At 34.1% G+C, this 19,292-nt stretch carries 18 protein-coding genes; 8 read left to right on the top strand and 10 right to left on the bottom strand.

Translation table 11 applies throughout. From position 1 onward, the window contains the following. Window positions 1-13 precede the first annotated feature (13 nt). Together SJY34_RS15990 and SJY34_RS15995 are read left to right on the top strand one after the other, a co-directional pair. Window positions 14-1,327 (top strand): MFS transporter, encoded by a 1,314-nt coding sequence (locus SJY34_RS15990; RefSeq protein WP_400077386.1) that lies wholly within the window; start codon window positions 14-16, stop codon window positions 1,325-1,327. Window positions 1,328-1,377: 50 nt separating this feature from the next. Beyond that, window positions 1,378-2,142, top strand: coding sequence for an SDR family NAD(P)-dependent oxidoreductase (locus tag SJY34_RS15995; protein WP_400077388.1), 765 nt, complete (start codon window positions 1,378-1,380; stop codon window positions 2,140-2,142). 95 nt (window positions 2,143-2,237) lie between these two features. On the opposite strand, the gene SJY34_RS16000 is transcribed toward SJY34_RS15995, so the two are convergent. Continuing rightward, window positions 2,238-3,254: a LacI family DNA-binding transcriptional regulator gene (locus SJY34_RS16000; RefSeq protein WP_400077390.1), complete on the bottom strand. Its 1,017-nt coding sequence runs from the start codon at window positions 3,252-3,254 to the stop codon at window positions 2,238-2,240. Between the two features lie 150 nt (window positions 3,255-3,404). Between SJY34_RS16000 and SJY34_RS16005 the strand changes: the two genes are divergently transcribed. The 5 genes from SJY34_RS16005 (at window position 3,405) to SJY34_RS16025 (ending at window position 8,228) form a co-directional block, all read left to right on the top strand. Continuing rightward, the gene (locus tag SJY34_RS16005) at window positions 3,405-4,451 is read left to right on the top strand and encodes a PfkB family carbohydrate kinase (protein WP_400077392.1); all 1,047 of its coding nucleotides are present in this window, start codon (window positions 3,405-3,407) and stop codon (window positions 4,449-4,451) included. Window positions 4,452-4,454: 3 nt separating this feature from the next. Further along, window positions 4,455-5,123: a bifunctional 4-hydroxy-2-oxoglutarate aldolase/2-dehydro-3-deoxy-phosphogluconate aldolase gene (locus SJY34_RS16010; RefSeq protein ID WP_400077394.1), complete on the top strand. Its 669-nt coding sequence runs from the start codon at window positions 4,455-4,457 to the stop codon at window positions 5,121-5,123. Window positions 5,124-5,127: 4 nt separating this feature from the next. After that, window positions 5,128-5,655, top strand: a complete 528-nt coding sequence (locus SJY34_RS16015; RefSeq protein WP_400077396.1) for a LacI family DNA-binding transcriptional regulator — start codon at window positions 5,128-5,130, stop codon at window positions 5,653-5,655. 189 nt (window positions 5,656-5,844) lie between these two features. Then, window positions 5,845-7,248 carry a glucuronate isomerase gene (uxaC, locus tag SJY34_RS16020; RefSeq protein ID WP_400077398.1) on the top strand — a complete coding sequence of 468 codons (1,404 nt, stop codon included), beginning with the start codon at window positions 5,845-5,847 and terminating at the stop codon, window positions 7,246-7,248. An 8-nt stretch (window positions 7,249-7,256) separates the two neighbouring features. Continuing rightward, a complete protein-coding gene (locus SJY34_RS16025) occupies window positions 7,257-8,228 on the top strand; it encodes a Gfo/Idh/MocA family protein (RefSeq protein WP_400077400.1) in 972 nt (323 codons plus the stop codon). A 12-nt stretch (window positions 8,229-8,240) separates the two neighbouring features. Here SJY34_RS16025 and SJY34_RS16030 read toward each other — a convergent pair whose 3' ends face one another. The 9 genes from SJY34_RS16030 to SJY34_RS16070 all read right to left on the bottom strand — a co-directional run bounded on the left by SJY34_RS16030 (window position 8,241) and on the right by SJY34_RS16070 (window position 17,199). After that, window positions 8,241-9,308 carry a heparin lyase I family protein gene (locus SJY34_RS16030; protein WP_400077402.1) on the bottom strand — a complete coding sequence of 356 codons (1,068 nt, stop codon included), beginning with the start codon at window positions 9,306-9,308 and terminating at the stop codon, window positions 8,241-8,243. A gap of 140 nt (window positions 9,309-9,448) precedes the next feature. Next, window positions 9,449-10,753 carry a TRAP transporter large permease gene (locus SJY34_RS16035; protein ID WP_400077404.1) on the bottom strand — a complete coding sequence of 435 codons (1,305 nt, stop codon included), beginning with the start codon at window positions 10,751-10,753 and terminating at the stop codon, window positions 9,449-9,451. A 2-nt stretch (window positions 10,754-10,755) separates the two neighbouring features. After that, window positions 10,756-11,247 carry a TRAP transporter small permease gene (locus tag SJY34_RS16040; protein WP_400077406.1) on the bottom strand — a complete coding sequence of 164 codons (492 nt, stop codon included), beginning with the start codon at window positions 11,245-11,247 and terminating at the stop codon, window positions 10,756-10,758. Next, window positions 11,247-12,206: a TRAP transporter substrate-binding protein gene (locus tag SJY34_RS16045; RefSeq protein WP_400077408.1), complete on the bottom strand. Its 960-nt coding sequence runs from the start codon at window positions 12,204-12,206 to the stop codon at window positions 11,247-11,249. Before SJY34_RS16045 ends, SJY34_RS16040 begins: the two co-directional genes overlap by 1 nt. A gap of 31 nt (window positions 12,207-12,237) precedes the next feature. Continuing rightward, on the bottom strand, window positions 12,238-13,392 hold the full coding sequence (locus SJY34_RS16050) for a DUF4861 family protein (RefSeq protein ID WP_400077410.1): 1,155 nt from the start codon (window positions 13,390-13,392) through the stop codon (window positions 12,238-12,240). Then, on the bottom strand, window positions 13,393-14,187 hold the full coding sequence (locus tag SJY34_RS16055; RefSeq protein WP_400077412.1) for a gluconate 5-dehydrogenase: 795 nt from the start codon (window positions 14,185-14,187) through the stop codon (window positions 13,393-13,395). 2 nt (window positions 14,188-14,189) lie between these two features. Then, on the bottom strand, window positions 14,190-15,029 hold the full coding sequence (kduI, locus tag SJY34_RS16060; RefSeq protein WP_400077414.1) for a 5-dehydro-4-deoxy-D-glucuronate isomerase: 840 nt from the start codon (window positions 15,027-15,029) through the stop codon (window positions 14,190-14,192). A 144-nt stretch (window positions 15,030-15,173) separates the two neighbouring features. After that, window positions 15,174-16,361 (bottom strand): mannonate dehydratase, encoded by a 1,188-nt coding sequence (gene uxuA / locus SJY34_RS16065; protein ID WP_400077416.1) that lies wholly within the window; start codon window positions 16,359-16,361, stop codon window positions 15,174-15,176. A 10-nt stretch (window positions 16,362-16,371) separates the two neighbouring features. After that, window positions 16,372-17,199 (bottom strand): SDR family oxidoreductase, encoded by an 828-nt coding sequence (locus tag SJY34_RS16070; RefSeq protein WP_400077418.1) that lies wholly within the window; start codon window positions 17,197-17,199, stop codon window positions 16,372-16,374. A 339-nt stretch (window positions 17,200-17,538) separates the two neighbouring features. On the opposite strand from SJY34_RS16070, the gene SJY34_RS16075 reads away from it, so the two are divergent. Beyond that, complete coding sequence (locus tag SJY34_RS16075) at window positions 17,539-19,260, top strand: hypothetical protein (RefSeq protein WP_400077420.1); 1,722 nt, start codon at window positions 17,539-17,541, stop codon at window positions 19,258-19,260. Window positions 19,261-19,292 lie beyond the last annotated feature (32 nt).

Below are 19,292 nucleotides of genomic sequence, written 5' to 3' on the forward strand. Positions count from 1 at the left end.
TTCAAATTAAATTATGCAGAAAGGTAAAAAATTAAAAGGTTTAAGATGGTGGGTAGTAGGACTTGTGGCTTTGGCTGCAATTATTAATTATATAGATAGACAAGCTTTTGGAGCTTTGTGGCCCGACATTGCTAAAGATCTATTTCCTGAAATGGATAAAGATGGACATAAAGCCATCTATGGTACTATATCTACAGTATTTATACTATCATATGCTGGAGGTCAAGCTCTTTTTGGGAAAATTTTTGATTGGATAGGAACCAGACTCGGTTTTGCGATTTCAATTGGTGTATGGTCTATAGCTACAATGTTACATGCATTTGCTCAAGGCATGTTAAGTTTTTCAATCTTTCGATCTATATTAGGGATTGCAGAAGCTGGAAATTGGCCTGGTGCTGCTAAGGCTAATGCAGAATGGTTCCCAACGAAAGAGAGAGCACTTGCTCAAGGAATCTTTAATTCAGGAGCGGCGATAGGAGGTATAGTAGCCTACCCAATCATTGGGTTGTTGGCTGTTTATTTTGATTGGAAAGCAATTTTTATTGTAGTTGCGGTACTTGGATTCTTATGGTTGCTACCTTGGTTTTACGTGGTAAAGAGTCCACCAAAAACTCATCCTTGGTTAACAGATGATGAAAGGAAATTCATTCTCTCTGGACAAAAAAATCAAGACCTCGATGAAGATGGTAATTATGATGAGGGATATGCTCCTACTACAGGAGAATTATTTAAACACAAAGAGAGTTGGGGAGTTATAATTGCCTCTGCGGCAATAGATCCAATTTGGTGGCTTTTTATAGTTTGGATTCCGATTTATTTGTCAGAAGTATTTGGAATGGATGTGAAAGAAATAGCATTCTCGGCATGGGTACCTTATGTTGGAGCAATGATAGGAGCAATATTCGGTGGTTTACTTGCCAAAAATAGAATTTCGGCAGGATGGTCAATAGATAAAACTCGAAAGATGACGATTACTTTAGGTGTTGCACTGATGATTCCATGCTTTTTCCTATTAAGAGCGCCAGGATCTGCTATAAATGCTGTAATTATTATGGCAGTTTTACTTTTCGGTTTTCAAGTTGCAATCGGAAATATACAAACTTTGCCGAGTGATTTTTTCAGCGGAAAAATAGTTGGGACCTTGTCAGGATTTGCAGGTATGGCTGCAAAGTTAGGTGCAGCAGGGCTGACCATATTAGTTACTTTCATAACGACTGGAGGAAACTATACACCTGCATTTATAATAGGTGGAGTATTAGCTATAACCGCACTTATAGCAGTTTGGTTTTTATGCCCTAAGATTGAACCCTTAAAACCTAAAGCATAATTCAATTAAAAATAAAGTAAAAACAAGAATAATTTAAAGATTTAAATAAAATGAGTAAAAACAAAGATAAAGTAGCTGTCGTTACAGGTGCTACAGGCGGTATAGGTTTCGAAGTAGCAAAACGATTAGGCAAAGATGGATATACTGTAGTTTTAAATGGTATTGAAGATAAAGCTGGTGCGGAACGTGTAAAACAACTTACAGATGAAGGCATTACAGCTGAATATTACGGATTCGATGTTACAAACGAAGAACAGGTGACATTAAACATTAAAAAAATAGGCGATAAATATGGTCGTATCGATGTACTTGTAAATAATGCTGGCGGATTAGGTGGAAGATCTAGGTTCGAAGAAATGACAACAGAATTTTACAGATTCGTAATGGCGCTTAACCTAGATTCAGTATTCTTTGCATCTAGAGCGGCTATACCTTATTTGAAAGAAGGGGAACATCCTTCTATAATTAATTACACATCTAATGCTGGATGGACTGCTGGTGGACCTGGTGCTGGTATTTACGGTACATCTAAAGCTGGTGTGCATGCAATAACTAGAGCTTTAGCAAAGGATTTAGCTGAATATGGTATTAGAGTTAATGCAGTATCACCTGGTACAATTGACACACCATTTCATGCTCAAATTAAAGCAACAAAACCAGAAGTATTTAAGTCGTGGGCAAATAATATTATGCTAGGACGATTAGGTCAACCAGAAGATGTTGCTGGTGTTATATCGTTTTTAGCAAGTAAAGATGCAGCGTTTATAACAGCAGAAACTATCCAAATAGGTGGTGGACAAGCGTTAGGAATATAAATATTTAAAGTATAAACAATTAGCTTTAAGCTAAATTTGATTTTTAGCAAGAATGGTGGTTAAATGAAAGTTTAACCACTTTTTTTTGATCATAATTAATTAGAAGAATCTCTAACTATCAATTGCGCATCTAGAATAATTTTATTTAGACTTTGTTTTAGCTCAGGTTGAGCAATACGTTCCAAAAATGTCTCTGCCGCAAGTCTACCAATTTCTTTACTATGCTGAGCAATGCTAGTAATGGAAGGACTTACCAATGAGGTAAAAGGTTCATTCCCAAAACCTACTAATCTTATTTCATTAGGAACTTTTATTTTATTTTCATTTAAAACCTGTAAGGCACCAAGCGCAGCATAGTCACTGGCTACATATACTGCGTCAGGCTTATTTTCCAAATTAAGAAGTCGTTCCATTTCACGTCTACCATCTTCAAGAGTTAAGGAACTTTCAATAATAAGGCTATCATCAATTGGCAATTTATTTTTCTTCAAAGCATCCACATATCCTCTTATTCTGTTATTAAAAATCCGTGTTCGTCTATAACCACCAATATGTGCAATTCGTTTGCAGCCCTTTTCTACCAAATGTTCAACAATAATATGACTACTGTCGTAATCATTAATTCCTACATAATCAACATTGAGATCATTTTCACCTCTGTCAAAAAGTATTAAAGGAATGCCTTTGGATTTTATTTTTTCGTAATAAGATAAGTCAACAGTTTCATTAGCCATTGAGGCTATAATGCCATCTACTTGAGTGTACAATAAGGTATCTATATTTTTACATTCTTTGTCAAACGACTCATTAGATTGGGTAATAATAATATTATAACCTGCTTTGTTTAAAACAGCTTCCATATTCTCAATTACTGAGGAAAAGAAATTACTATTTGTTCGAGGTACAATGACACCAACTAAATTACTCTTTCCTTTTCTTAAAGCACTAGCTAAATGGTTGGGTTGATAGTTTAATTCTTTTGCGACACGTCTAACGGCTTCTTTTGTTTTTGCACTAATACGTGAATCATCGTGCATTGCCTTAGAGACAGCAGCAGGTGAAATATTCAACACATTTGCAATGTCTTTTATGGTTATTCTTTTTTTATTCACCTAAGTTTTATATATTTGCTTAATCGTTTAAGCAAATGTAATGTTTTAACTATAAGAATCAAAGCTAAGATTGTTTTGATTTATTTTTATACGAGATGCTTAATCGATTAAGCAAACAACAATTTATAACCAATTAAACTAATATTTAGAATGAAAAAAGTAGTCACTTTTGGAGAGATTATGCTAAGACTGGCACCTCCAGGATTTTTAAGATTCTCTCAAACAACTAGCTTTGATGTTGTGTATGGTGGTGGAGAGTCTAATGTAGCTGTATCACTAGCCAATTACGGTGTGCCTGTGGACTTTGTGACACGTTTACCAAATAATGATATAGGACAATGCGCAATGATGGAAATGCGCAAAAGAGGTGTCGGAGTAGATAAGATTATTTATGGTGGTGAGCGTTTGGGAATTTATTTCCTTGAAACAGGAGCTGTAAGTAGAGGAAGTAAAGTTGTATATGATAGAGCGCATTCTTCAATTTCGGATATAGAACCAGGTATGGTAGATTGGAAAGCTGTTTTTAAAGATGTTGCTTGGTTCCATTGGACAGGTATTACTCCAGCAATTTCTCAAGGTGCAGCAGACGCGTGTTTAGAAGCAGTAAAAGTTGCTAGCGAAATGGGAGTTACCATCTCCACAGATTTAAACTATAGAGCTAAACTTTGGACATTCTGTGATGAAAAACATAGAGAAAAAATAATGACCGAATTAACATCTTATTGCGATGTTGTTTTAGGAAACGAAGAAGATGCTGAAAAACATTTTGGCATTCATCCTGAAGGTTTAGACGTGCATAAGCATGGACATGATGTAAAAGCTGAAGCATTCCTATCGGTTTGTAAGCAAATGATGGAAAAATTTCCAAGAGCTAAAAAGGTAATTACAACTTTAAGAGGATCTATATCTGCATCTCACAATACATGGGCTGGAGTTTTATATGATGGTAAGAAAATGTACGAAACTCGTCAGTATCAAATTACTGATATCGTAGATAGAGTAGGTGGTGGTGACTCATTTATGGGTGGACTAATCTATGGATTATTAAAATATCCTGAGGATGACCAAAATGCCCTCGACTTTGCTGTAGCAGCATCGTGTTTAAAACACACTATTAAAGGTGATGCTAACTTAGTAACAGTTTCAGAAGTAGAAAAATTAATGGGCGGAGATGCATCTGGCCGTGTAGCAAGATAGATTATGGCAAATTTTACAAGGATAGAAGTCGCAAATGTTATGAAACAAACCGGAATGGTTCCATTGTTTTATAATTCAGATATAGAAATTAGTAAAAAAGTAATAAAAGCCACTTATGATGGTGGTGCACGTTTACTAGAATTTACTGCAAGAGGTGATTTTGCTCACGAAGTTTTTGGTGAGCTCAACAAATGGGTGCTTAAAGAATTACCTGGAATGATTATGGGAGTTGGTTCTGTAACTGACGCAGCTTCAGCTTCTCGTTTTATGGCATTGGGTGCCAATTTTATTGTCACTCCTGTTCTAAGAGAAGATATTGCAATAGTTTGTAATAGACGAAAAGTAGCTTGGTCACCAGGTTGTGGTTCTTTAACAGAAATCTGTCGAGCTGAAGAGTTAGGTTGTGAAGTTGTAAAACTTTTCCCAGGAGGTATTTATGGTCCTGATTTTGTTAAGGCAATAAGAGGCCCTCAACCATGGACAAGCATTATGCCAACTGGTGGAGTATCACCAACTAAAGAAAACTTAGAAGGTTGGTTTAAAGCTGGCGTAACTTGTGTTGGTATGGGCTCTAAACTGATAGCAAAAGGTGCAGATGGTAACTATGATTTAGCAAAAATTGAAGCTGATACCAAAAATGCATTGGCAATAATTAAAGATTTAAGACCATAACCTTTTGAAATCGTCTACAGTAACCATAAAAGAAATTTCATTTTTATCGGGATATTCAATATCTACGGTATCTAAGGCTTTAAACAATAAGCTAGAAATTAGTAAGGCTACTAGAGAGGCAATTAAAACTATAGCAAAACAGCATAATTATGTACCAAATAATTATGCTGTTTCACTGAGAATACAACAAACAAAATCTATTGCCGTTATCTTGCCAAAAGTTACTGAGCAATGTTACAGCCATGTACTTTGTCATTTACAAAAATCTGCTGAAAATTATGGCTATAGAATTCTTTTTTATCAATCATTTAATTCTTATGACAAGGAGTTAAATTATATTAAGAGCCTTGGTGATGGATCGATTGATGGGATTATTATTGTTTCAAAAGATAATAGAGAGATATCAGATTATACCAATAACTCAATTCCTATGGAGTTATTAAATATTAAAGTATCACAATCTTTAGATGAAATAAAAGCACTTTCTCTAAACAGTTTGAGCAAATTGTTACAGGCTAAACATATTCAATAGGATCATTGACTTTAAAAAGATTATTCAAGTCAGATTTATAGATCTAAAATCAGACTTTTTAGCTAAGAGTAACTATATTTACTTTGTAAATTACTAAGCATGAAATACGCCTTAAATAGTATATCAAATCTAGACGAAATGATAGTTGGCGATTCCATCTTACAGATAAAAAACAATAAACATAAGTAGATGAATACTTTTATCACCGAGAATTTTTTACTTCAAACAGAGATTGCAAAATTGCTTTATAGTAAGTATGCTAAAGAGCTTCCAATTATAGATTATCATAACCATCTGTCTCCACAACAAATTGCAGAAGACAAACAGTTTGAAAACATAACACAAGTTTGGTTAGATGGTGACCACTATAAGTGGCGAGCGATGCGTGCTTATGGTATCGATGAGAAATATATTACAGGAAATGCATCAGATAAAGAAAAATTCTTAAAATGGGCAGAGGTTGTACCTTACACCATGAGAAACCCATTGTTTCATTGGACACATTTAGAATTGAAACGCTATTTTGGTATTAATGAATTATTATCCCCAAAAACAGCAGAAGCTATTTGGAGCAAAACGGCAGAATGCTTAATGTGGAAGTCTCATACAGCTAATGGTTTGTTGAAAATGATGAATGTTGAATCGCTTTGTACAACAGACGACCCAACAGATAGTTTAGAATACCATAATGTAATTCAGCAAAATAAAGATTGCGTAAAAACATATCCAACATTTAGACCTGATAAAGCATTTGCAGTAGAAAATATTGAAGTGTACAAGGACTATTTAAAAAAGCTAGAAGCGGTTTCTAAAGTATCAATAGAAACATATTCAGATTTGATTGATGCCCTTCAAAAGCGAGTCGACTATTTTCATGAAACTGGCGGAAGACTATCAGATCATGGATTTGAACAATTATATCATTTTGATAACGCTGAATTTGATATAGAATCATTATTTAAGAAAATAAAATCTAATCAAAAATTAAATGAGGCTGAAGTTCAGTTTTTTAAAGCCGAAACCATGATTCACCTTGGCAAAATGTATCATGCTAAAGGGTGGGTGCAGCAATTACATCTAGGAGCCATTAGAAATAATAACAAACGTTTATTAGATACGTTGGGACCAGATACAGGTTTCGATTCTATTGGTGATTTTTCACAAGCAAGGGCATTAAGTGGTTTTTTAAATACCTTAGATAGCTCAAATCAATTAGCGAAAACCGTTGTATATAATCTCAATCCTTCAGATAACGAAGTCTTTGCGACCATGGTTGGTAATTTTAATGATGGTACCATTAAAGGCAAAATGCAGTTTGGGTCTGCTTGGTGGTTTTTAGACCAAAAAGATGGCATGGAAAAGCAGTTAAATACACTTTCTAATCAAGGTTTGTTAAGTTGTTTTGTAGGTATGCTGACAGATTCTAGAAGTTTTCTGTCTTTTCCAAGGCATGAGTACTTTAGAAGAATTCTTTGTAATCTCATAGGTAATGATGTTGCAAATGGTGAGTTACCAAATGATGAAGAGCACTTAGGTAAAATAGTGAGCGATATATGCTATTATAACGCAAAACAATATTTTAATTTTAAATAGTATAGAAAATGAAAAGAGTGGTTTGGGGCATAATTGGTTGTGGGGACGTAGCGGAAAAAAAGAGCGGACCAGCTTTTAACATCGTAAATAATTCTTCACTATTGGCAGTAATGCGAAGAGATATAGGGAAGGCAAAGGATTTTGCGAACAGGCATAATGTACCATTCTACTTTGATGATGCTAATGATATTATAAATCATCCAGAGATCAATTCAATTTATATTGCTACACCTCCTTCAACACATTTACAATATGCTTTGGCAGTGTTAAAGGTCAATAAAAATGTCTATCTAGAAAAGCCAATGACACTTAATGTTGAAGAAGCTAAGGACTTGCATAAAGCATTAGAAAAAAGCTCGTCAAAACTTACCGTTGCTCATTACAGAAGAGGTCTACCAATGTTTTTAAAAGTGAAGGATTTAATAAATGAAGAGGCTTTAGGTACTACGAAGTCAATTGAATTGAATTTGTTTCAGTCAAGACATAAAGCTATATCTGAGGTACCTAAAAGTAACTGGCGTTTAAATCCTGCGATTTCTGGCGGTGGTTATTTTCATGATTTAGCACCACATCAATTAGATTTATTATTGTTTTGGTTTGGTAATATTAAAGACTATTCAGGAGATTCTGTATGTGAGAATCCTAATAGAAATTTTGCCACTAAGATCAATGGAATTATAAATTTTGAAAGAGGATTATCTTGCAAAGCTTCTTGGGATTTTTTAGCTGCAGAATCTGAACAAAAAGATGAATGTATCATTTCTGGTACTAAAGGCTCACTGACTTTTGCACTTTTTGGGGATAAAATAACCATTGAGAAAGATGGGAAAGAGGAGATTCTTAAGTTTGAACATCCAAAATATATTCAAACACCTATGATTCAGAATACCACTAATTATTTTCTTGGTAAAAACGAAAATCCCTGTTCAGTTGAAGACGGATTAGTTACAATGAAAATAATTGATGATTTTACAAGTTGAGCTTGCTATGACTTATTCAACTAAACATTTAAGAACTTTCACGGCACGTTTAGATTTTGAAAATACAATATAATATGAATCGTTACTCAATTCTGATACTTGAATTTTATACTTTTTAATTATGTTTTTCGACGAGATTTTTTTTCCAGAACTATTATAAAGTTGCACTTCGTCATAATCATCTGCCCTTGAATTTTTAAAATTAATAATTTGTTTTTTTGAATCAGCAACTAGCTGTTTCTTATCAGCTTTTTTTTCTAATTCTTCAAGAGTCAAAGCCGGAATTTCTTCAATACTAAAACTGTTAAATAAAACGACTTCATCTTTTAAATCTTCTTTACGTTTTAGACTTCTATAGATACCCCATTTTGGACGCATAAAATCTGATCCATCTTGCCACATGTCTATACGATCATTATTATATTCAAAAATTTTTGAATCATTAGAGACACTTTTAATTTCTATTGAATAGCTTCCATTATTTGAATAGTGAATAACCTCTGTTACCTCAACCCATTTACCTTTTAGGAGATCTAATTCCACGGTGGCAACAGTATTTTGACTATCAGTAGGAGCATGTCGTAATTCTAAACCGTCTGGTGTTCCTTTTCTCGCAGTTAGCGAAATAATTGGTAGAGAAGAATATGCACTACCAACAGATTTTATTTGGTGCAAATGTGTAAAGTTTTTTGAAACTTTAAAATTATTAGGAAGTTTAAATTTCCACTTGTATTCAACAGTTTCGCCTTCAGTACCTTTGAGGTTTTTAGGTGATTTTCCGTATGTTTTTATTTCGATACGTTGTCTGTCAAATTTTTTACAACGGTCATTATCTTGATTCACATGAGCTACAAAACGAAATACATAAGTGTTTAAGTCTTTATCAAAGACTTCATCAATATGACGGCCAAAACTGCTATGAGCACAATCTGGTACTTCGACGATATCGTAATTGGGTGCTAAAACGGCATTAATATCTTCGTATGTATTTCCTTCACCATTTGCATTTAAAATGACTTGTGCAGCAATTATTTGAGTTACAAAACAAAATAGTATAAAACTTAGTAGTTGAATTTTCATAGTATCAATAATTGGTTAACCAATATAAAGTATAAATTCTGATTCTATTCTTTATTTAACTAATATTATGCCAAATCAAATTGCCTTGGTAACCATATTATAAATATAGAAAGTAAGTATTCAAGGAAGTTTATTTGCTTTTATAGTCCAAATAACCTAGGCAAAAACATTGAAATTTCTGGTATAAAACTAATTAACATCAATACGATTACCATAATGAGTAAAAATGGAAGCAATGGCCTTATAACTTGTGTCACCGAAACTTTTGCAACACCACTACCTACAAAGAGTAGTGTGCCTACAGGTGGTGTACAAATCCCAATACATAAATTCAAAACAATTACAATTCCAAAGTGTACAGGATCCATTCCTAAAGCTGTTACTACAGGTAAGAAAATAGGTGTAAAAATTAAAACAGCTGGAGTCATATCCATAAATGTTCCAATCACTAATAAAATAAGATTTATAGCTAAAAAGATGGCGAACTTATTATTTAAAGATTCTAATAAGAATGTACTAATCATTTCTGGAATACCTTCAAAAGAAAACAACCAAGACATAGCCATAGATGTACAAATTAAAAACATAACAACAGCAGTCGTTTTTGCACTAGATAATAACACTTCTGGGAAATCCTTCATTTTCATATCTCCATATGCTAAAGACAATACTGCTGCATATAATACGGCGATTACCGAAGCTTCGGTAGCCGTAAAAACGCCTGCTACGATACCACCAACTACAATGACTAATAATAATAAACTAAAAAAAGCCTTTCTAAAGAACGTCCAAACTTCAAAAAATGTGGCGCGTTTACCTTTAGCATAACCTTTACTAATAGCGATAAAAGCAACATATCCCATAATAGCAAAGCCTAATAATATGCCTGGAAGATAACCAGCAATAAATAAGGCAGCTACTGAAGCTGTTCCACCACTGGCTAAGGCATAGACAATTAAAATATTACTCGGTGGTATCAATAATCCCGTAGTTGAAGCTGTGATATTTACAGATGCGCTTAAGGTTCTTGGATAGCCTTCTTCTTCCATTCTATCTGTCATTATACTTCCAATTGCTGAGGCTGCTGCAAGTGCAGAACCAGAAATAGCTCCAAATAACATAGATGCTAATATGTTTACGTAAGCCAATCCTCCAGGAAGACTAGACACTAAAGATTTAGCAAAATTGATGAGTCGTGTGGCTATACCACCTCGTTTCATAATATCACCAGCTAGAATAAAGAACGGAATCGCCAATAAAGCGAAACTATCAATGCCTGTTGTCATTCGCTGAGCGATGGTCGTTAAGCCTGGTAATTTATCAATATTCAATAATAAACTCAAAGTCGTTGCAATTCCTATGCTGTAAGCCACAGGGACTTTAAGCAACAATAGCGTAAAGAAACTCACAAATAATACGATTATACTTATAACTTCTATACTCATAATTAATCTTGTTTATTGTTGTTATAAATATTTGAAATATGATAGATTGAAAAGCACATAATTAGAAAGCCACTAAATGGCATAATGGCATATACGTATCCTAAAGGAATTCGTAATGTTCCTGAAAGCTGTTCTAAATGTAAGGTGGTATAGACTAAATTTAAACCACCAATAACCATAACTATAAGTGCAAATAGAAATATTAGGACTTCGATAAGAATGGACGCCTTTTTTTTATTAGTAGGTGAGAATTTTTGATATAAAAAATCCATAGATAAATGCTCTTTTTTTCCACTGAGATAGGCAGCTCCTAAAATAGTCATCCAGATTAATGCAAATCGTGCAAACTCTTCGGTCCATGTAAAGGACGTTCCTAAAAGATATCTTGAAAACACTTGGAATAAAACATCTAAAACCAAAAGTGCAAAAATGATAATCATAAACACCTCTAGAATTCTGCATACTTTATTAAAAATAAGTTCAGATTTACTCATTATTCTTTGGATTTTATTTGATTTACAATAGGTGCCATTTCAGGAAATTCCTTGACGAATTCCTCAACAACAGATTTTGATTTTTCAGCAAATAACGATTTTTCAGGAATGATAATTTCCACCCCTGCAGCTTTAGCTACTTTCATGGATTCATCCACGGAATCACTCCAGAACTTCTTTTGAGCTTGAGCGGATTCATCTGCTGCCTCCTGCACCCATATTTTTTCTTCTTCTGATAATTTATTCCAGAATTTAGTCCCAATTAAAAGGACATCTGGAACAGAAGAATGCTGATCTAAGGTATAATATTTACTAATTTCATAATGATTTGAAGACACAAATGAAGGCGGATTATTCTCAGCACCATCAACCACTCCTTGTTGAATAGCTGTATATAATTCGCCATAGGCAAGAGGCGTTGCCGATCCTCCCATAGAGTTAACCATATTAATGGCCATCTGATTGTTCATCACCCTAATTTTAAGGCCCTTTAAATCCTCTGGTGTTCTTATGGCTTTTTTACTTGTATAAAAACTTCGGCTTCCAGCATCGTAATAGCAAAGTCCACGCAACCAAAATTTAGATCCTTTTTCTAATATCGATTTCCCAATGTCTCCTTCTAAAACATCAAATTGATGGTTTTTATCTCTAAATAAATACGGAATTCCTAAGAGGTGGTATTCGGGTACAAAATTTGATAGCGTAGCGGCACTTACCTTAGTAGCGGCAACAGAGCCAATTTGTAATAGCTCCAATACTTCTCTTTCTGAACCTAATTGAGCATCAGGAAAAATTTTTACTTTCAAAGTGCCATTAGATTTTTTTTCTAATGCTTTTTGAAATTCTAATATCCCTTTGTGAACTGGATGTGCTTGAGGTAATGTGTGTCCAAGATAGAGTACCTTAGAACCAGTTTCTTGTTTACAAGATGAAAAACTTACAACAAGTATTACGAGCAATATAATCGATTTAACAGAGGTGTATCTCATACTATTTTGATGGTGTATTGACATTAACTACTAATGGGTTACCTAGACATTTTGAAAAACGTGATAGGTAATTGTTCCATTCTTGTTTGTTGGCAAATTGTCCAGATTTTTTCCAACCGAACCCAGCATAATATTCAATGGCTCCTGAAACAGTTGATTGAACGTATAAGTTACTTTCGTCTTTTCTATCAGTTACATAATTATCAAAACCAACAAGACTTTTTGGGTTGGTAAGTACTACACCTTGCCCTAATTCTGAATCGTCAAAAGGTTCCCAATAACTCATCCAACCTTCAGTTTTATTGGTTGTTACTTCACCATCATTTTTGTGAAGTGTTAAACCAATAGAAACTTTATTAGTACCTTTTAATTCAACGCTATGCTTGGTTAAATTTTGCCCATAATCTAACGATATATGTTTTCGTTCTTTTATTGTTTTACCATCAGCATGCCAATTCTCATAGTCGAGGATAAAACTCGTTCTTATTGGACCATTTGTAATGGTTTTCCAAGACGTAAAGTTTTTAGAAACCGCATAAGTAGAATCTGTTTTTACTGCAATACCACCAACACCTCGACTTACGCCAACATGAAAATTGTCTAAACCTTCACCTGTATCTTTATGGTAAGCCCCTTTTTCGATAGCATCTTTTGCATACCAATTATTAATGATTGGATATTCTACGCGCTTTAACCAAGCATCCATACCACTTGTTAAGGTTCCGCCTTTCACTCCATCCTCAATCATTTTTTGGGCTACAGGACCAAAGGTTCTAAAAGCCACTCTATTGTTTTCCCATGCATAATCATCAGTACGTTCTGGTACAAAACGTGAGTAGCAGCGAATTAAACTAGAATCAACCTCTTTTTTTTCTACTAAGTTTATTTTAAAAGTAGCTTCAGAGTTTGCTAAAATTTCAGGTTGAAAGAGTATAACTTTATCTACAATTTGAGACAGTAATATCTCATTAGTTTTAGAATTAACAACTTCTAAGGATTGACCCTTAAGTGCAATGTCTGTGATATCAACTTCAACAGTTTCAAAAGCTCTATCTATATTTAATGTGTTTTTGACTGTAACTGATAACACCTCTTTAGATTTTTCAGAACATGAAAAATACAATAAAACCAAAATAAGAAAGATACTTTTTTTCATTTACAATTCATTTGAAGGTTTACCAATAGTGGCTAAAATGCCACCATCTACATATAAAATATGACCATTTACGAAGTCACTAGCCTTTGAGCCTAAAAATATTGCAGCTCCTGCCAAATCATTTGGGTCTCCCCATTTTGCAGCAGGTGTTCTGTTAACAATAAACTCATTAAACGGATGACCGTCAACTCTAATTGGTGCTGTTTGAGACGTCGCAAAATAACCAGGCCCAATTCCATTAACCTGAATGTTGAATCTTGCCCATTCAGTCGCCATATTTTTGGTTAACATCACTAAGCCACCTTTTGCTGCAGCATAGGCACCAACAGTATTACGCCCCAATTGACTCATCATAGAACAAATATTTATGATTTTGCCTTCTTTACGTTCCATCATGCCTTTTACGACATGTTTTGAAACAATAAAAGGGCTTACCAAATCGATATCCAAAACTTGCTTAAAATCTTCAACTTCCATTTCGGCTAATGGTGTACGTTTAATTATGCCTGCGTTATTGACTAGAATATCAATGTTACCAACTTCAGTTTCAATTTTTTTTATTGCAGTAATAACATCGTTTTCATTTGCTACATTGAATTTATAGCCAACGGCATTAATGCCTTCTTTTTTATAGTCAGCAACGGCATTATCAATTTTTTCTTGTGAAGAATTGCCATTTACAACTATCGTTGCACCAGCTTTTCCTAAACCCATTGCCATAGCCATGCCTAATCCATGTGTGCTTCCTGTTACTAAGGCAACTTTTCCTTTTATATTAAATAATTCTTGAGACATAATTATTTTAAATCTGTGATTTTTGCAACATCCATATCATTGTAGTCTAGGTTTTCACCAGCCATTCCCCAAATAAAGGTATAATTGGAGGTTCCTGATCCAGAGTGGATAGACCAAGGAGGTGAAATTACTGCTTGATGATTGTGCATCCAAATATGACGTGTTTCTTGTGGCTGACCCATAAAATGACAAACCGCTTGTTCCTCTGGTACATCAAGATAGAAATATATTTCCATACGTCTATCATGAACGTGAGCTGGCATGGTGTTCCAAACAGATCCTGTTTTAAGTTCTGTCATACCCATTTGTAATTGACAAGTAGTTACTATACCACCAATTATCATCTGACTAACCGTTCTGTGGTTGGCAGTTTCTAAACTTCCCAATTCAATTTTATTTGCTTCAGCTAAACTTGTTTTTTTAGTTGGATAGGTTTTATGTGCTGGTGCAGAATTCATATAGAATTTTGCAGGATTACTAGCATCGTCACTCTTAAAAACAACGTCTTTTGCACCTTTGCCAATGTATAAGGCATCTTTATGATTAACCTTAAAGGTTTCACCATCTACTGAAATACTTCCGTCACCACCAGCATTAATAATTCCTAATTCGCGACGTTCTAAAAAGTAGTCCGCTTTTAAAGGATCAATGGTCTCTAGTTTTAAGTCTGATGTTGGCACAGCACCACCAGCCATATAGCGATCATAATGCGTATAAACCCATTTAATTATTCCGTTTTGCATTAAGTCGTCAATTAAGAATTCGTCTCTTAATTGTTGTGTGTCGTATTGCTTAACTGCTTTTGGACTTGAAGCATATCTTGTTTCGAATGTTGTTGACATATTTAATTATTTTATTGTTTGTTTTAAAAAAAACACCCCTAAAGTCCCCTCAAGGGGACAATTGAACCGTTATAATTTATAGGATTGTCCCCTTGAGGGGACTTTAGGGGTGTTATCCTAAATAATTATTTTTCATTTTAGATCTTATAGTGATCGCCTAATACCAAGTTCTAAACCGCGCAACTCAGCTAAACCTCGCAAACGCCCTATACCTGAATATCCTGGATTTGTTTTCTTTTTTAAATCATCTAACATTTTATGGCCATGATCTGGTCTAAACGGCATACGCAAATCTTTACGACCTGCTGCAGCCCGTTTTTGTTGTTCAATAACCAAAGCTTTCATTACTCCATACATATCTACATCGCCTTCTAAATGATCGGCTTCATGGAAGTTGCCATCAGCATCGCGCTTTGTAGCTCTTAAATGAATAAAATGTATGCGACTGCCTAAGCGTTCTACCATACCTGCTAAATCATTATCAGCGCGCACGCCAAAGGAACCTGTGCAAAATGTTAATCCGTTATTATGACTTGGTACCGCTTCATATAAATCGATAATGTCTTGCTCTGTACTTACCACTCTTGGTAATCCTAAAATTGGAAATGGTGGATCATCGGGATGAATACACATTAAGACACCAGCTTTTTCGGCTGAAGGAATTATCTCTGATAAAAATGAAAATAAATTCGATTTTAATTCTTTAGGTCCAATATTATTATAGGTTGCGAGAATGGCATTGAATTCTTCTAAAGTATAACCTTCCTCAGCACCTGGTAAGCCTGCAATTATATTTTTGACCAAAGTTTTTTGGTCCTCCTCTGAAGCATTTTCCAAATAACGTTTTGCAGCTTCTTTCTGTACATTAGTATAGTCATTTTCGGCACCTGGACGTTTTAACAAAAACAATTCGAAAGCAGCAAAAGCAGCTGCTTCAAAACGTAATGCTGTGGATTTATCATCCACTTCATAATCGAGATTAGTGCGTGTCCAATCTAATACTGGCATAAAGTTGTAGCATACGATATCGATGCCACATTCACCTAAATTTAGAAGGGTTTGCTTATAGTTTTCAATATAAGTTTCAAATTGACCAGTTCTGGTTTTAATGTTTTCGTGAATTGGCACACTTTCCACTACAGACCAAGTTAAACCTACACTTTCTATTTCGGCTTTACGTTTTTTAATTTCATCTACAGTCCAAACGTCTCCATTTGGGATGTGATGTAATGCCGATACAATTCCTGTGGCACCAGACTGTTTTATATCTAAAAGGGATACAGGGTCATTAGGACCATACCATCTCCAAGTTTGTTCTAATTTTAAATTCATTTACTATTTTTTAAACTCCACTATACGCTGCAAATCCTCCATCTATTGGAACGACAACTCCAGTTACAAATTTTGATCCTTCACCACACAACCAAAGCGTAGTACCAACTAAATCTTCAGGTTCACCATAGCGACTCATCGGTGTTTGGTCAATAATCTGTTGTCCTCTTTTTGTTAAACTTCCATCAGTTTCAGTCAAAAGCGATCTGTTTTGATCTGTTAAGAAAAAACCAGGCGCTAAGGCATTAACTCGAATTCCAACTTTAGAAAAATGAACTGCTAACCATTGTGTAAAATTCGAGACAGCTGCTTTTGCTCCACTGTAAGCAGGAATTTTGGTTAAAGGTGTAAAGGCATTCATTGAGGAAATATTTAAAATACTGCAACCTTCACGACCAACCATATCTTGTGCAAATATCTGAGTTGGTAACAACGTTCCTAGAAAATTAAGATTAAAGGTGAATTCAATACCTTTAGCATCTAAATCAAAAAAGGTTTTAAAACCTTCTGACGTATTGTTAAGATCTTCCATTTCAAAAAACGGATTGCTCGTTGTACCTAAAGGATGATTTCCGCCTGCACCATTAACTAAGATGTCAACTTTTCCAAAAGCATCGTTAACTACTTGTTTTGATTTAATCAAGGATTCTTTTTCCAAAACGTTTGCTTCGACACCTATAGCATTTCCTCCGTTTGCTTTTATGGTTTCAGCCACTTTATCTGCAGCTTCTTTTCTTAAATCTAATACGGCAATATTATGTCCTTCCTTGGCTAGGGCTTCAGCAAGAGTACTGCATAAGACACCTCCTGCTCCAGTTAATACAATTGTTTTACTCATTTATATTTTTTAATATTTTATGATTGGATAATTTAATTTTTAAAGACTATAATATTAGGGTTAAATTTAAAGGGTAATCATATAAATTGTGTCCTGTCCTGTCATGCTTATTAGGAAACCGAAATTTGTTCTTTGTCGCATTAATAAAACTAAAATCAATCTTAAATTAAATTCAACTCTAAAATTGAATTAAAGATAGAAAGAATAGTTTTAAGTGGTAGTAAAGAATAATTGATTTGTTAATCGTTATCAATTCAAAAATTAAAATACAATTTCTTTATTTAAATTTAAACCTATAATCAGTTTTTTAATCTGATTAGAACTTTTGCACAACTAATTATGGACATTAGATTACCTTACAAAACCTATATTTACACAACAATTAATCAAATTATGTTTAGACTAAAGTTTCCTGTTTTTATTTTTTTAATCTCTATTTTTTTTAGTTGTGCTTCTTTAAGTATAGCACAAGAACTGCCAGAAATTTTAAAAGCAAAATCAATAGATGATTCTAATTATTTACCAGATTTTAGTTTTGCTGGTTATCATAATGGTGAAGTCAAAATTCCTAGGTCTGTAGGGAGAATTATTAATGCTACAGATTATGGAGTTGTTGCTAATGATGGTTTAGATGATTCAAAAGCTTTAAAAAAGGCAATACAAGAAGTGTCTAAATTAAAGGGTAAGATAACCTTGCAATTACCAGAAGGAAGAATTATCCTTAGTGATATCCTGTATTTAGAACGCGATAATTTTGTGTTAAGAGGTGCCGGAACAGGCATTAATGGTACAGAGATTTTTTGTCCAAGGCCTTTAATGTATGCTGATGATCCTGAAGTACTTCAAGAACTTAGAGAGTACTTAATTGAATTTGATAAAAGACAGCGCGAAAAAGAGAATAATATCGATTTACCATTTTCGCAATACGCATGGTCAGGTGGCTTTATATGGACCAAAGTACCAAACACCAGAGTAAAGCCATATCTTAAAAAATATGAGAAGCCTTATAATGTTTTGGCAAATGTTGTCTCTGGAAAGCGAGGAGAATTCGCTGTTGAAGTTTTAAATATAAAAGATTTAAAGGTTGGCGATGTTGTTGAATTACAGTTGTTTAATAAAGATGGTGAAAAAGGTAGTATAATTTCAGATTTATATAAAAATGAGACTGTAAAAATTGGTTCGCACCATTGGAATTTTCCTGATTTACCTATCGTTAAGCAACAGGTTGAGATCATAAACATAAAAAACAATAAAATTACCATAAATGCACCTTTAACAATAGACATAAAGCCCAATTACAAAGCGCAATTAGTGGAGTGGAAACACCTGAAAGAAGTAGGTATAGAACATTTTAAAATTACATTTCCTAAAGCTCCAAGAGTTGCACACCATGTAGAACAAGGATTCAATGCTATTTATCTGACACGAGTTTTTAATAGTTGGGTAAACAATGTAGTTATTGAAAACGCAGATAGTGGTATTATTACTGAAGAGATTGCAAATGTTACTGTAAAGGATGTCGTTACCAAAGGTGAAAATTTTGCACATTATACAGTAATGATGCAAGGTACTTACAATGTTTTAGCTGAAGGGATTAAGGTTTATAATAAAGCTGAACATCCTTTAAGTTTCAATACCTTGGCTACGAAAAGTGTGTATTTAGATTGTGAGGTTTTTGTAGATCCTATTTTAGATCAACACTCTGGTGCTAACCATCAAAATTTGTTTGATAATATCAAGGTACATTTATCACCCAATGCGGATCATAGTTATCCATTGTTTGCAGGAGGTGGGGCAGGTTATTGGAAACCTTCTCATGGCGCATTTAGCACGTTTTGGAATATTGAAGTTAATTTATTAGATACGTTAAATCCTGAAAAGCCTACAGTATTAAACGGAATGAAAGATGGACCTTTTGCCAGAGTTGTCGGTGTTTCTGGAAATCATAAATTTGAAATCTCTTACGAGCCTAAGGCTCATATTGAATTTATAAATAAATACATAGAAGATATTTCATCTTTATACAAGCACCAATTAAAACAGCGCTTAAGGAAAAAGTAATTAATCTTTATTATATTTAGTTTTAAACCATT

Source organism: Winogradskyella sp. R77965 (genome assembly GCF_044594915.1).
Taxonomy (GTDB): Bacteria; Bacteroidota; Bacteroidia; order Flavobacteriales; family Flavobacteriaceae; genus Winogradskyella.